At 63.6% G+C, this 13,041-nt stretch carries 11 protein-coding genes and 1 pseudogene; 2 read left to right on the top strand and 10 right to left on the bottom strand.

The genetic code is table 11. From position 1 onward, the window contains the following. Positions 1 to 2 precede the first annotated feature (2 nt). The 6 genes and pseudogenes from phoU to EJ069_RS29330 form a co-directional block, all read right to left on the bottom strand. Positions 3 to 710 (bottom strand): phosphate signaling complex protein PhoU, encoded by a 708-nt coding sequence (phoU, locus tag EJ069_RS29355; RefSeq protein ID WP_126064102.1) that lies wholly within the window; start codon positions 708 to 710, stop codon positions 3 to 5. A 20-nt stretch (positions 711 to 730) separates the two neighbouring features. Beyond that, the gene (gene pstB, locus EJ069_RS29350) at positions 731 to 1,534 is read right to left on the bottom strand and encodes a phosphate ABC transporter ATP-binding protein PstB (RefSeq protein WP_112129583.1); all 804 of its coding nucleotides are present in this window, start codon (positions 1,532 to 1,534) and stop codon (positions 731 to 733) included. Next, a complete protein-coding gene (gene pstA, locus EJ069_RS29345; RefSeq protein ID WP_042641606.1) occupies positions 1,531 to 2,382 on the bottom strand; it encodes a phosphate ABC transporter permease PstA in 852 nt (283 codons plus the stop codon). The genes pstB and pstA overlap by 4 nt, the downstream gene beginning before the upstream one ends. Positions 2,383 to 2,386: 4 nt before the next feature. Then, complete coding sequence (gene pstC, locus EJ069_RS29340; RefSeq protein ID WP_042641604.1) at positions 2,387 to 3,373, bottom strand: phosphate ABC transporter permease subunit PstC; 987 nt, start codon at positions 3,371 to 3,373, stop codon at positions 2,387 to 2,389. 64 nt (positions 3,374 to 3,437) lie between these two features. Next, complete coding sequence (gene pstS, locus EJ069_RS29335) at positions 3,438 to 4,496, bottom strand: phosphate ABC transporter substrate-binding protein PstS (protein ID WP_042641603.1); 1,059 nt, start codon at positions 4,494 to 4,496, stop codon at positions 3,438 to 3,440. A gap of 490 nt (positions 4,497 to 4,986) precedes the next feature. Continuing rightward, a pseudogene (locus tag EJ069_RS29330) lies at positions 4,987 to 8,747 on the bottom strand (PAS-domain containing protein). Between the two features lie 28 nt (positions 8,748 to 8,775). Here EJ069_RS29330 and EJ069_RS29325 point away from each other — a divergent pair. Next, positions 8,776 to 9,312 (top strand): hypothetical protein, encoded by a 537-nt coding sequence (locus tag EJ069_RS29325; protein ID WP_126064101.1) that lies wholly within the window; start codon positions 8,776 to 8,778, stop codon positions 9,310 to 9,312. Positions 9,313 to 9,366: 54 nt separating this feature from the next. On the opposite strand, the gene EJ069_RS29320 is transcribed toward EJ069_RS29325, so the two are convergent. Then, on the bottom strand, positions 9,367 to 10,275 hold the full coding sequence (locus tag EJ069_RS29320; RefSeq protein WP_126064100.1) for a DUF2865 domain-containing protein: 909 nt from the start codon (positions 10,273 to 10,275) through the stop codon (positions 9,367 to 9,369). Positions 10,276 to 10,565: 290 nt separating this feature from the next. Between EJ069_RS29320 and EJ069_RS29315 the strand changes: the two genes are divergently transcribed. Beyond that, entirely contained in the window at positions 10,566 to 10,799 is a 234-nt protein-coding gene (locus EJ069_RS29315; RefSeq protein ID WP_126064099.1) for a hypothetical protein, read from the top strand. Between the two features lie 18 nt (positions 10,800 to 10,817). On the opposite strand, the gene EJ069_RS29310 is transcribed toward EJ069_RS29315, so the two are convergent. The 3 genes from EJ069_RS29310 to EJ069_RS29300 form a co-directional block, all read right to left on the bottom strand. After that, positions 10,818 to 11,183, bottom strand: a complete 366-nt coding sequence (locus tag EJ069_RS29310) for a hypothetical protein (protein WP_126064098.1) — start codon at positions 11,181 to 11,183, stop codon at positions 10,818 to 10,820. A 360-nt stretch (positions 11,184 to 11,543) separates the two neighbouring features. Further along, complete coding sequence (locus EJ069_RS29305) at positions 11,544 to 12,392, bottom strand: glutathione S-transferase family protein (protein ID WP_126064097.1); 849 nt, start codon at positions 12,390 to 12,392, stop codon at positions 11,544 to 11,546. A 23-nt stretch (positions 12,393 to 12,415) separates the two neighbouring features. Then, on the bottom strand, positions 12,416 to 12,997 hold the full coding sequence (locus tag EJ069_RS29300; protein WP_126064096.1) for a VOC family protein: 582 nt from the start codon (positions 12,995 to 12,997) through the stop codon (positions 12,416 to 12,418). Between the last annotated feature and the right edge of the window lie 44 nt (positions 12,998 to 13,041).

Here is a 13,041-nt window from a genome sequence, read left to right as displayed (position 1 = left end):
CGTCAGGCGGCCGGCGCCGACATTGCCGTCTCGTCCTGCTTCGGACGGTTGGCGGGCAATTGCGTGCCGGTCAGCACATAATAGGCGTTCTCGGCGATGTTGGTCACATGGTCACCAATGCGCTCGAGGTTCTTGGCGCAGAACAGAAGATGCGTGCAAGCGGTGATGTTGCGCGGATCTTCCATCATGTAGGTCAACAGTTCGCGGAAGACGGAGGTGTATTTGACGTCGATGCGTTCGTCGTCGTTGCGAAGCTTGGCCAGCGCCGTGGCATCGCCCACCGTGTATTCCTGGATCACGCCCTGGACCTGGATCAGCACCAGTTGCGCCATGGAATCGATCGAATGCGTGAGGTCGCGCGGGGCGGTGCTGACGCCGACCGACCCGACGCGCTTGGCGATGTTCTTGGCGAGATCGCCGATGCGCTCGAGGTCGCCCGCCATGCGGATCGAGCCGACCACGTGGCGAAGATCGTCCGCCATCGGCTGGCGCTTGGCGATCAGCGTGATGGCGCGGTCGTCAAGCTCGCGCTGACGCGCGTCCATGATGGCATCGTCGGAGACGACGCGCTGCGCCAGCGCATTGTCGCCTTCGAGCAGGGCCCTGGTCGAGCCGCCGACCATGGAGCCGGCGAGATCGCCCATGTCGTTGATGAGCCGGCTGATCTGCCTGAGATCCTCGTCGAAGGAGGCGACGGTATGTTCGGCCATGATGTTGTCCTCGTATGAGCTCAGCCGAAGCGGCCGGTGATGTAGTCCTGGGTGCGCTTCTCGCGGGGCGAGGTGAAGATCTTCTCGGTCCGGTCGAACTCCACCAGCTCGCCCAGATACATGAATGCCGTCTGCCGCGACACGCGCGCCGCCTGCTGCATGTTGTGGGTGACGATGACGATCGTGTAGTCGGCCTGCAATTCGTCGATCAGCTCCTCGATCTTGGCGGTCGAGAGCGGATCGAGCGCCGAGGCCGGTTCGTCGAGCAGGATGACCTCGGGCTTCACCGCCACGGTGCGGGCGATGCAAAGGCGCTGCTGCTGGCCGCCCGAGAGGCTCTGGCCGCTGGCATTGAGCTTGTCCTTTACCTCGTTCCAGAGTGCGGCGCGCTTCAGCGCCGATTCGACGCGGCTGTCCATCTCGGCCTTGCTGATCTTCTCATAGAGCCTGACGCCGAAGGCGATGTTCTCGTAGATCGACATCGGGAACGGCGTCGGCTTCTGGAACACCATGCCGATCTTGGTCCGGAGCAGGTTGAGGTCCTGCGAGCGGTCGAGGATGTTCTTGCCGTCGAGCAGCACCTGGCCCTCGGCGCTCTGCTTCGGATAAAGCTCGTAGATGCGGTTCAAGACGCGCAGCAGCGTCGACTTCCCGCAGCCCGACGGCCCGATGAAGGCGGTCACGCTGCGCTCGGGCAGCGACAGGTTGATGTCCTTCAGCGCCTTCGACTGGCCATAGTAGAAGTTGAGGTTCTTGACCTCGATCTTGGCCTTCTCGACGGTCGTGTCGGCTACGTTCAGGTCGGTGGACAACATCGGTTTCATCTGTCCTCTCTGCGTCCGGTTAGGCTGCGGGCGATGATGCTCAGCCCGAGAACCGTCAGGGTGATTATGAGTGCGCCCGTCCAGGCCAGCTGCTGCCATTCCTCGTAAGGGCTGAGAGCGAACTGGAAGATGGTCACCGGCAGGCTGGCCATCGGGGCATTGAGATTGCTCGACCAGAACTGGTTGTTGAGCGCGGTGAAGAGCAGCGGCGCCGTCTCGCCGGAAATGCGGGCAATCGCCAGCAATATGCCGGTCACGATGCCGGACAGCGCCGCGCGGTAGGCGACGGAGCGGATCACCACCCAGCGCGGCGCGCCGATGGCGGTGCCCGCCTCGCGCAGCGCGTTGGGCACGAGGTTCAGCATGTCCTCGGTGGTGCGCACCACGACGGGGATCACCAGGATCGACAGCGCGACAGCGCCGGCGATGGCCGAGAAGTGCCCCATCGGCCGCACCATCAGCTCATAGACGAACAGGCCGACGATGATCGAAGGGGCCGACAACAGGATGTCGTTGATGAAGCGCACCACCGTGGTGAGCTTCGAGAAGCGGCCGTACTCGGCCATGTAGGTGCCGGCCAGCACGCCGATCGGCGTGCCGACGACGATGCCGATGATCGTCATCACGATGCTGCCGTAGATGGCGTTGAGCAGACCGCCGGCATCGCCGGGCGGCGGCGTCATCTGGGTGAACACGGCCAGCGACACCCCGGAGAGCCCCTTGTAGAGCAGGGCACCGAGAATCAGGGCCAGCCAGGCGAGGCCGATGCCGGCGGCGATGACGCACAGCGCCATCATCACGGCATTCTTGCGCTTGCGGCTCTGGTGAAGTGATGCGGCAGTCGCCATCGGTTCAGGCTCCCGTGCGGCTATCGATGCGCAGCAGCATGTAGCGTGCGAGCGCCAGGATGATGAAGGTTATGATGAACAGGATCAGGCCGAGAGCCACAAGCGAGGAGGTGTAGATCGCGCCATCGGCCTCGGTGAACTCGTTGGCGATCGTCGCCGAGATCGTCGTGCCCGGCGCGAACAGCGAGGCGCTGATGCGATGCGCGTTGCCGATGACGAAGGTGACGGCCATCGTCTCGCCGAGCGCGCGGCCGAGGCCGAGCATGACGCCGCCCATGATGCCGACGCGGGTGTAGGGGATGGTCACACGCCGCGTCACCTCCCAGGTCGTGCAGCCGATGCCGTAGGCCGATTCCTTCAGCACCGCCGGCACCGTGTCGAACACGTCCTTGGTGATCGAGGTGATGAAGGGCAGCACCATGATGGCCAGGATCAGCGAGGAGGTCAGCAGGCCGATGCCGTAGGGCGGGCCGGCAAACAGGCTGTTGAGGCCGGGGATGCCCTTGAAGAGCCAGATGATGAAGGGCTGGATGGTCGTCTGCAGGAACGGCGCGAAGACGAACAGGCCCCAGATGCCGTAGATGATCGAGGGAATGCCGGCCAGAAGCTCGACGGCGATGCCGATAGGGCGCCGCAGCGGACGCGGGCAGAGCTCGGTCAGGAAGACGGCGATGCCGATGCCGATCGGCACGGCGATGATGATGGCGATGGCCGAGGTGACGATAGTGCCGTAGATGGGCGCCAGCGCGCCGAAATTCTCGGTGACCGGGTTCCAGGATTCGGTCGAAAGGAAGGATATGCCGAATTTCGACAGCGCTTCCCACGATCCGGCGATCAGCGAGATGGCGACCCCGCCGAGCAGAACCAGCACGAGGATGGCGGAAGCGCGCGTAGCCGCCCGGAAGACCATGTCGGTGAAGGCAAAGCGGCGCACTGTCGCTTCCCTGGTCCGCATGGCGGACGATGTCGCGGCTTCGGAAACGGCACTCATCTAGCCCCTCGCATTTCGAAAGAGACAGGAGGGCGCCGGAAGCGCCCTCCCTTGTTCGTCAGGATTACATGCCGGAATAGAGCGGCTTGCCGTTCGCGTCGACGATGTCCTTGCCCCACATTTCCTCGACGCTCTTCACGACCGCGTCGGGCATCGGAACATAGTCCAGGCTGGCGGCCAGCTCGTCGCCCTTAGCGTAGGACCAGGCGAAGAACTTGAGCGCCTCGCCGGTGGCGGCGGCATCGTCGGGCTTCTTGTAGACGAGGATCCAGGTTGCCGACGTCATCGGCCAGGTTTCGGCGCCGGCCTGGTTGGCCAGGATGACGCCGTAGCCCGGCTGCGAGTTCCAGTCGGCATTGGCCGCGGCGGCCGAGAAGGCGGCGGCGGTCGGCTCGACCTTCTTGCCGTCCTTGTTGATCAGGTCGGTGTAGGTCAGCTTGTTCTGCTTGGCATAGGCATATTCGACATAGCCGATCGCGCCGCCGGTCTGCGACACGTTGTTGGCGACGCCCTCATTGCCCTTGGCGCCGATGCCCACCGGCCACTCGAGCGCGGTGTTGACGCCGACCTTCGACTTCCAGTCGGCGCTGACGTCGGCCAGATAGTAGCTGAAGTTGAAAGTGGTGCCCGAGCCGTCCGAGCGGTGCACGACCGCGATCGCCTGGTCGGGCAGCTTGACGTCGGGGTTGAGCTTCTTGATCGCCTCGTCGTTCCAGTTGGTGATCTTGCCGGAGAAGATGTCGGCCAGCGTCGGGCCGTCGAGCACCAGCTCGCCCGGCTTGACGCCTTCGAGGTTGACGACCGGAACGATGCCGCCCATCACCATCGGGAACTGCGCGAGCCCGGTGGAGTTGAGATCCTCGCCCTTCAGCGGCGCGTCGGAAGCGCCGAAGGTCACCGTCTTGGCCTTGATCTGCTTGATGCCGCCGCCGGAGCCGATCGACTGGTAGTTGAGACCGATGCCGGTCTCCTTCTTGTAGGCGTCGGCCCACTTCGCATAGATCGGATAGGGGAAGGTGGCGCCGGCGCCGGAGATATCGGCTGCCATCGCGGCGGAGATGCTAAGGGTTGATGCCGCAGCCATTGCAATCGCAACGGCCGCAGAGCGGATGAAATGTCTCATGTGGCCTGCTCCTGTTCGGAAGATGGTCTTTCGGCACCCGTTCTATCGGCGCCCGGTGAGCGAAATAGACTTCGATTATTACAGTCACATGACAGTTTCGTGTCAGCCCGGTAACGCCTGAACGGGGATGCTCGGAAGGGCTTCCGGCGGCCTCTGCGGGCCGGCCGGAGTTTGCCGCGGGAATCAGCGACTTGTCTGACTTTTGAATCAAAAATTATCCCGGCGGCCGGATCGCGGCCGCCGGGAAATAAAATCCGGACGAGAGCGCGTTGCCTGCATGCCAGAGCGGATCATGGCGTGGCCATCGCCGAAAACAGGTCCGTTGGGGTAGAGTCGACGCTGTTTCTTGTTGGCGGTCGCTGCTCCCGCCCGTAACCGAAGAGCGGAATCAATGCCACGATTTTCCGAGCTTGGCGTTTGCTTTGATATGGTGCGATCGCACCATACGCATACGTCAACGCCTTGCGCCCGCCTGCCGGCTAAATTCGCTTTAACCCGCGCTGCGCCGGGTCTCGATATCCGAACCCAGCCAGCGCTCGAGCTTTTCGAGCAGCGCTCGCGGGCTGATCGGCTTCGGCAGGTAATCGTCCATGCCGGCCTCGAGGCAGCGTTCGCGGTCGCCCTTCAGCGCATGCGCCGTGACGCCCACGATCGGCACATGCGTGCCCATGTCCTGCTCGAGCTTGCGAATTGCGCCTGTTGCTTCCAGCCCGTTCATTTCCGGCATCGACACATCCATCAGGATCATGCGCGGATTGAGCTTGCCGAAAGCATCGAGCGCCTTGCGGCCGTTGCCGACGATCTCGAAGCGGTAGCCGGTCTCGCCAAGGATCTGGGTGAACACCATCTGGTTCACCTCATTGTCCTCGGCAACGAGGATGTCGATCCCGCGCTCGGCTTCGGCCGGGCGTTGGCGCGCACGCACGGGCGGCGCGGCGGCTGCAGCATGGCGCGGTCCGACGTCGCCGTCTGCCCCGGCGCGGCTTGCGATAGGCTGCCGCCAACGGCGGGCAGCGCCGCGGCGCTGCTGTGGCGATGGCGCTGGATGGTCGCGACCAGCGTTTCCAGAAGGACGGAGGAGCGCGCCGGCTTGATAAGCTGCGCATCGATGCCGAGGTCGCGATAGGTCGTGTTGGCAAGCGACTGGTCGACCGAGGTCAGCATGATGATGGGCGTATGCGCGAGGCCCGCCGTGTTGCGCACGATGCGCGCCATCTCGGCGCCGGTCATGCCCGGCATCTGGTAGTCGAGCACGACGCAGTCGACCGGCACGCCATAGGCGGCGGCGGCAATCAGCACCTTAAGCCCTTCGGCGCCGCTTTCGGCGGCGCAGGCATCGAACGTCCACGACGCCATCTGCTCGCTCAGGATCGAGCGGTTGACGGCGTTGTCGTCAACGATGAGCACGCGCGCGCCGGTGACGTCGACCGGCGTGATGCGCTGCCCGCCCTGCTCGGCCCTGGGCAGCGTGACGGTAAACCAGAAGGTCGAGCCCTTGCCCTCCGCGCTGTCGACGCCGATCTCTCCGCCCATCATCGAGACCAGCCGCGAGGTGATGGCGAGGCCGAGGCCGGTGCCTTCGTGCCGCCTGGTCGAGGAGGTATCGACCTGGCTGAACTTCTCGAACACCAGCTTCAGCTTGTCTTCGGGAATGCCGATGCCGGTATCCGTCACGGAAATGGTGAGCTTCGTTCCCGCGGGAACCCGCTCGCCCGTCACATCGACCAGCACATGGCCCTCGTCGGTGAACTTCACCGCGTTGCCGAGCAGATTGGTGACGATCTGCCTGACGCGGCCGACATCGCCGACGAATTGGCCGTCGAGCCCCGGCTGGACGCGCACGATGAGCTCCAGGTCCTTCTCCTTGGCGCGCGTCGAGACCAGCGTCGCCACATCCTCGATCGCCTCGGCAAGATTGAATGGCGCCGGGTCGAGCACCAGCTGGCCGGCGTCGATCTTGGAGAAGTCGAGGATGTCGTTGATGATGGTGAGCAGCGCGTTGCCGGATTTGACGATGATGTCGGTGAACGTCTTCTGCTTCGGATCGAGGTCCGACTTTGCCAAAAGCTCTGCCATTCCAAGGACCCCGTTCATCGGCGTGCGGATCTCGTGGCTCATATTGGCGAGGAATTCCGACTTGGCCCGGTCGGCGAGCACGGCGCGCCGCTGTGCTTCGCTGAGCTCGGCCTCGCGCTGCTTGAGCTCGGTGATGTCGGTGGTGGAGCCAATGAGATAGAGCGAGCCGTCGGAGGCGATCATCGCGCCCTTGCGCGCGAACTGGTGCCTGACGCTGCCGTCCGGCAGCACCACCGTCTCCTCGATCTCCTGCGTCTCTCCGGTCCGCAGCACGGCAAGGTCGCCGGCGATGAAGGCTTCGCCGTCGGCGCCGAATATCTCGACGTCGGTCTTGCCGATCGCCTCTTCCTTGCTGAAGCCGGTGAGATCACACCAGCCCTTGTTGACATAGAATTGCCTGAGGTCCGAGCGCTTGGCATAGATCGACACCGGCACATTGTCGATCAGGCTGCGGAACACCTCGTTCTCGCTCATGCTCTGCCGAAGCGCCTGCTCGCGCGCCTTGACGTCGGTGATGTCGGTGCTGGAGCCGACCAGATGCACCGACCCGTCAATGGCCACCAGCCGGCTCTTGCGCGTCATCAGCTGCCGCACGGTGCCGTCGCGATGGGTGACAGCCTCCTCGACCTCGCGTCCAGTGCCGGTCGCCACGACTTCGGTATCGTCATTGCTGAAGCCGTCCGCCTCTTCCGACGCGAAAAGCTCGCGATCCGTCTTGCCGAGCACCTCGTCCTTGGCGAATCCGGTCAGCGCGCACCAGGCCTTGTTGACGAATTCCATGCTGAGATCGTCGGCCTTGATGAAGGCCGCCACCGGCAGCTCATCCATCACGTGCCGGTAGAGGTCGATCTGGCGCATGGAGTCGCGCAGCGCCTTTTCGCGGACCTTGATGTCGGTGATATCGACACGCACGCCGATGAACGTCCCGTCATCGGTGCGCATGTCATAGACCTGGTACCAGCGCCCGTCGGCGTTGAGGCGCTCGTAGGCGGAATTTGGCAAACGGTACCGCCTGAGCATGGCGTCGAGCCAGCGCTCGGTGTCGACGCCGTACAGACCGTCGATTTCAGTGTCGCCGCTCGAGCGAAAATAGCCGACCGAATGGCCGAGAGACAATGCCTCGCGGAATGTGCGGCCCGGCTGCCAGGCCGGCTTCAGCGCCGGCAGCGTGTCCTGCAGCTTGCGGTTGGCGAAGACGAAGCGGTCGTCGCGGTCGTAGATGATGACGCCCGCCGGCAGCGACTCCAGGACGGTCGCGAGGTTCCTGCGCGCATCCTCGGCCTCGGTCTCGCGCTGCTTCATGTCGGTGATGTCGACATAGGAGATCAGCCGCTTGCCGGCCGGAAGGGGCGCCAGCGAGGCGATCAGCGTGCGGCCGTCGCTGCGCGGCAACTGCCTAGAGCCTGCGGCGCCGGCGCGGATTTCGGCTTCCCGCTCGGTCACATGGCTTTGCCAGTTCCGCTCCTCGCCGCCGAACGGATCGGCGGCACGAGTGGCTTCCATTAGGTCGCGAAAAGAGATGCCGGCTGGAGCGCGCCGCTGATCGACCTTCCAGAAGTCGTAGAAGGCCTGGTTGATCACCTCGACGCGCAATTCGGCATCGACAACGATGACGCCGATCGGCATCGAATCGACCATCAGGCTGAGATTGCTGAACGTCTCGGCCGTCCTGGCGTTGGCTCTTTCGATCTCGGCGTCTCGGCGCTTGACCTCGGTGACATCATAATAGGTCAACAGGCGCTTGCCGCCGGACAACGCCGTCACCGAGAATATCATCGTGCGGCCGTCGGCATGGACGAACTCGCGCGGCGCGACGGAACCGGCACGAATTTCCGCGATTCGGCTGGCAAGGTAGCGCTGCCACTCCTGTTCGTCGATCTCGCCATAGATGCCGTTGCGGCGATTGAGATCCATGAGGCGGCTGAATGGCGCGCCGACGGTCACCACCCCGTCGGGGATCCTGGAAAACTCCCGGTAGGCTTTGTTGATGATCAGCGTGTCGAGCCGGGCGTCCAGAAGCACGACGCCCATTCGCATGGCGTCCATCGTGCGTTCGAGATCGGCAAGATGCTGCTCGCCGCCCTCGTCGGCGGGCGTGTCTTCGTCATGCCCAACCGTTGCGTCGAGGGGGTCGCGCATGCCGCCAGTCCCACTCGTCTTGTCCACGTCCGCCATGCTGTTGCCACCCCAACCGAACCCCCCTTTGCGGTTCGTCGCGGAAATGTGCCCGACAAGCATTAACGATCCGCTAACCATAACGGATCGCAACCACCTGCCGTTCGATGCCGTTGAGGAAACCAGCATCATGGCACCGGTTGCGGTAATCCGCCTGTTGGCGATTGAGGCGACGACACACTATAAAGCACCTGAGGTGTTGCTAATGTTCAATCGAATCGCCGCTTTCGTCCTGTGCCCCGCGCTGCTTGCAGCGGGCGCCTGCACACGAAGCGACGACGGCACGGTGATCGTTCCCAGCCGGATGGATGTCAGGCGTGTCTGGGACAAGGCGCCGCCGGGAACGACCCCCTCGCGGCAGATCGTGTCGGATGTGTTTCCTCCGCCACCAAGCGCGCCGGCAAGCCTGCCGGCGAGCCCGACTGTCCGGCGCCATTCCAGGCCCGCTTCGACGAAACCGTCCTTCGGCCAGGATCCGCCCGACCCGGCATCCGGCGAGCAGAACCCCCTCACCTGCAGGAATGTTGGCGAAGACGGCAAGCGCTATCGCGTCATCTGCGAATGACTGCTCGCCACTGCCGATGGCGCCGGACGAATCAAAACAAGAGCGACGCCCGAATCAGTTCGCGGGGAAGAAGGTCGGACCAACCATGCGCACCGGCTTCGCGCTGGCCGGAACAGCCGCGGCGGCCGTTGTCGCGCTGCCCGCGCTCACTTCGCTGCCGCCCGACGCAATGGCTGAGACCGTGTCCAGGTCGGGCCTTGTTGTCGGCAAGGGAATGATGGCGTTTTCCATATTGCCGGGCGTCACAGTGCGCGCCCTGAGCTCCGTCACCCGCCGGGAGTAGCGCTTGAGGTCGCAGGCCTTGAACTCTGCGGCATCGCGATAACGGAAGGCGGTCGGAAGCTCGGTATAGGGCTTGCGCGTCTCCACCGCGACCATCTGATCGGTCTCGAGGCTCGGATCGCTGAGCGTGTAGAGGTCGACGCCGGGATCGTCGCAGATATAACGGCACTGATCGGCCGTATCCTTGAGATCGCCGGCCTGCGCGAATTGCGAGTTCGGCGCAGGGAAGAAATAGCCGTCCGAAAGGCGAACGCAAAACAGCATCGCATTCCCGCCATAGGTCGGGCTGGAGGCTCCGGGCTTGGGCGGCTGCTGCCGCTTGGGTGCCGTCTGACAGCCGAGGGCGACGTATCTCGCCTGCAGCCCCGAGGAGTCGCGGCCGGAATTGCCGCTGCTGGCGATCCGGCGCTGCACTTCGGCGCGGTTGCGGGCAAGATCGGCGCAGGCGTTGAAGAAACCGCCGACTGCGCTGCTCGCGGTGCAGCGGCGCTGCCTCTCCAGCCCCTGGATCGCGGCGAGCTGACGGCGCAGTTGCGCGAGCTCCGGGCTCACTCCGCCGCGGCCGCCGGATTGCATCTGACTTCTCAGCGCCGAGCAGGGATCGCCATAAGATATCTGCGTCAGCGACAAGGTCGCCATGACCGTCAGGAGCAGTAAATCAAGAAGTCGTAACCTCGTCATCGGGCGCCACCCCCTGGTAGGAAACAAGTTCGACTGAATCAAAGCCTTCTAAATGAGGAAATACTCATAGACAGGAAGGTTACCCTGCAAAACTTGTTGCAGTTTTGAGTGTTACTCTCAATCTTGTGAAAAGAATACTACGTTTTCGCATCAAGGTTGAGGCAGCGGCCGAAACCTTCTGGCAGCCGGTCGAGCCGCCGTCGCGATCACGGATTGCTGATGAAACCTTTGACCGGTGGTGGACGTTTCCCGGTGCTGATGTGATCCGCGCTGCACCCAGGAGACTGAAGATGTCCATTCACTTCACCGTCTCTGGCCTGACCAGGAACCTGATCCATTCGCTTGGGTTGGATCATGAGCAGGCGCCGAGGCCCCTTACCCCGGAACAGAACCTTCTGCTGGATTGTTACCTGGCCGGGCAGATCCCGGACTCGGCCTGGAGCGACTATGTCTTCGAGATGCCGGAGTTGGAAAAACACGCTGAGGTCAGGCGTACCGCGTCAGGCGTGCGCGGCCTGACCTGAAACGGCGAGTCCGCCCGCTTATTTCTTCGGTGAGCTGAATTGCAGCGTGAAGACGTTGCCAGCGATGCCTTGCGCCAGCGCCGGCGAAAGGCCGAGCGGCAGGCAATCATTCAACGCCTTTATCGCCGCGTCCACATAGGCCTTGCGCGCCTTGTCGTCGCCGCCGACATGGATGGCGGTTGTTTTAGGCGGCCCGATCAGCGTGCCGTCCCGCTTGAAGCTGAAGCTGAGCGTGACCGAGGAATTGTCGGAATTGGCCGGCGGCGTCCAGCAGGCGAGCAGGGCGGCGCCGACCTCGTTCATGCCGTTGAGCGATGCGGCAGCCGATAGAAAGGGCACAACCGACAGCGTGCCCGCCATCACAAAAAATCTTGCCGTGTTCATCGCAGGTCCTCGTCGCCGTCGCTCTGCCTATGACGGTATCGTACGATCCATGACGAGGATGACAATAGGATTTCGGTCCGCCCGTCGGTGGTGCAATCATACTGTCGTGATTTCGGCGATGGCCGCGAAAAGCAAAAGGCCGGCACGGAGCCGACCTTTCCCTTGCCTCGTCATGGCGCCAGTACATCCGTGGTCGCGGCGAGGTCTAAGCCCAGTAGACAGGTCTTAGGTAAACGAAACCTTAAAGCGCGTCGCGGTCCTTCGGATTTGCTCAATGCGCTTAGCTCTTCGATTTTACGCATGTCTTTATCCCGAAACCGGTCCCACTTTCGGGAGCCATGCTTTAACGCCGAGGGACCGCTACGCCCTGGCCTGCGATTTCACATGCGCGATGTAGCCGCGCACGTCGCCGGCCGGCTCGGCATAAGCCTTGCCGAGCTTCTTCTCTAGCGCCGCCATGTACTCCTTCGCCCATTTGGGCAGCGCATAGTCGACGACCGCCAGGAATTCGAGCGTTGCCCCCAGCCTTATGTCGGCGATCGACGGGTTGTTGCCGCCGATGAACGGTTTGCCGTTGCGGAAGAAGGAGTGAAAAACCTCGAGCGGCTCGGCGATCGCAGCCATCGCCGCCTTCTGCGCTTCCGATTTCTTGTCGGGATGGGCATCGCTGTGGCCGACCTCGCCGGCATATTGCGGAAAGCCGAGCGCCGGATAGGTCGCGCGCGCGACATAGGGATAAAGCGTGCCGACCAGATAGAACATGGCGCTGTCGATCATCGCCCGCTTGGCCGGCGCCTTGGGATAGAACTTCTCCAGCCCGTGCTTGTTGGCGAGATATTGCATGATGGCGCAGCTTTCCCACAGCACGCCGCGCGGCAGGCTCTTGTCCTCGATCATCGGCGTCAGATGCGCCGGATTGCGCGCCAGGAACTCAGGCGAGCGCGTATGGCCCCAGGCGTCGGTCTCCACGGGATCGAGCCCGGCCGCGCGCGTGAACACCCTAACCGTCATGTTGTTGACGCTCGGCCTCAGCATGCTGAGTTTTATGCTGGGCTTCTTGGCCGGTTTGGCCTTGGCTTTAGGTGCGGCTTTGGTTGTCGCCTTAGGCCCGGCCTTTGCCGTCGCAGCCTTTGCCGCCGCCTTCGCGCTCGGCTTTGCCACGGCCTTGGCCGCGGGTTTCTTCGCGCTCTTCGCTGCAGCCTTTGCCATCTGTTCCTCCCCTTATGGCTTGCTCAATATGGATTCTTCGCTGTCCGCTCATCCGACAGGGTTTCGCGCGACCGCTCGACCAGCGCCTGAATGGCATCGGCCAGATGGAGTTCGGCGATATTATAGTCGCCGCGCGCCACGCGGATCTTGTGCGCCTCCATCAGCACGTCTGCATGGGTGAAGCCGGCCGGCGGCTCGAATCGGTAGGACGCAAGCTCGATCAGCAGTCCCAGCGGATCCTCGAAATAGATGGAGTCCATGAAGCCGCGGTCCTTGACGCCGCTGTGCTTGATGCCGCGCTCGTCGAGCCGCCCGACCGCCTGCAGAAAGGTGACCCGCGACACCGAGAAGGCAATGTGGTGGACGCAGCCAATATCCGTCGGCGTCCGCCGCTTGACCGGGGTCCGGCTCTCGTCGGTGAAGACCGTGAGCAGGCGCCCGTCGCCCGGGTCGAAATAAAGGTGGCTCTCGCTCGCCTTGTCGAGATTGGGCTGCTCGAAGATGAAGGGCATGCCGAGCACCCCTTCCCAGAAGTCGATCGAGGTCTGGCGTCCGGCGCCGACCAGCGTGATGTGATGAACGCCTTGCGACTGCAGCTTCCGCATTGGTTCCTCCCCGCGTTCCGCTCGCCTCTTCTGCCGGGCAAGTT

This window comes from Mesorhizobium sp. M2A.F.Ca.ET.043.05.1.1 (assembly GCF_003952445.1).
In the GTDB taxonomy this organism is placed as follows: Bacteria; Pseudomonadota; Alphaproteobacteria; order Rhizobiales; family Rhizobiaceae; genus Mesorhizobium.
The sequence above is the reverse complement of the archived record's forward strand: the minus strand, read 5'-3'. Positions and strand labels throughout refer to the sequence as shown.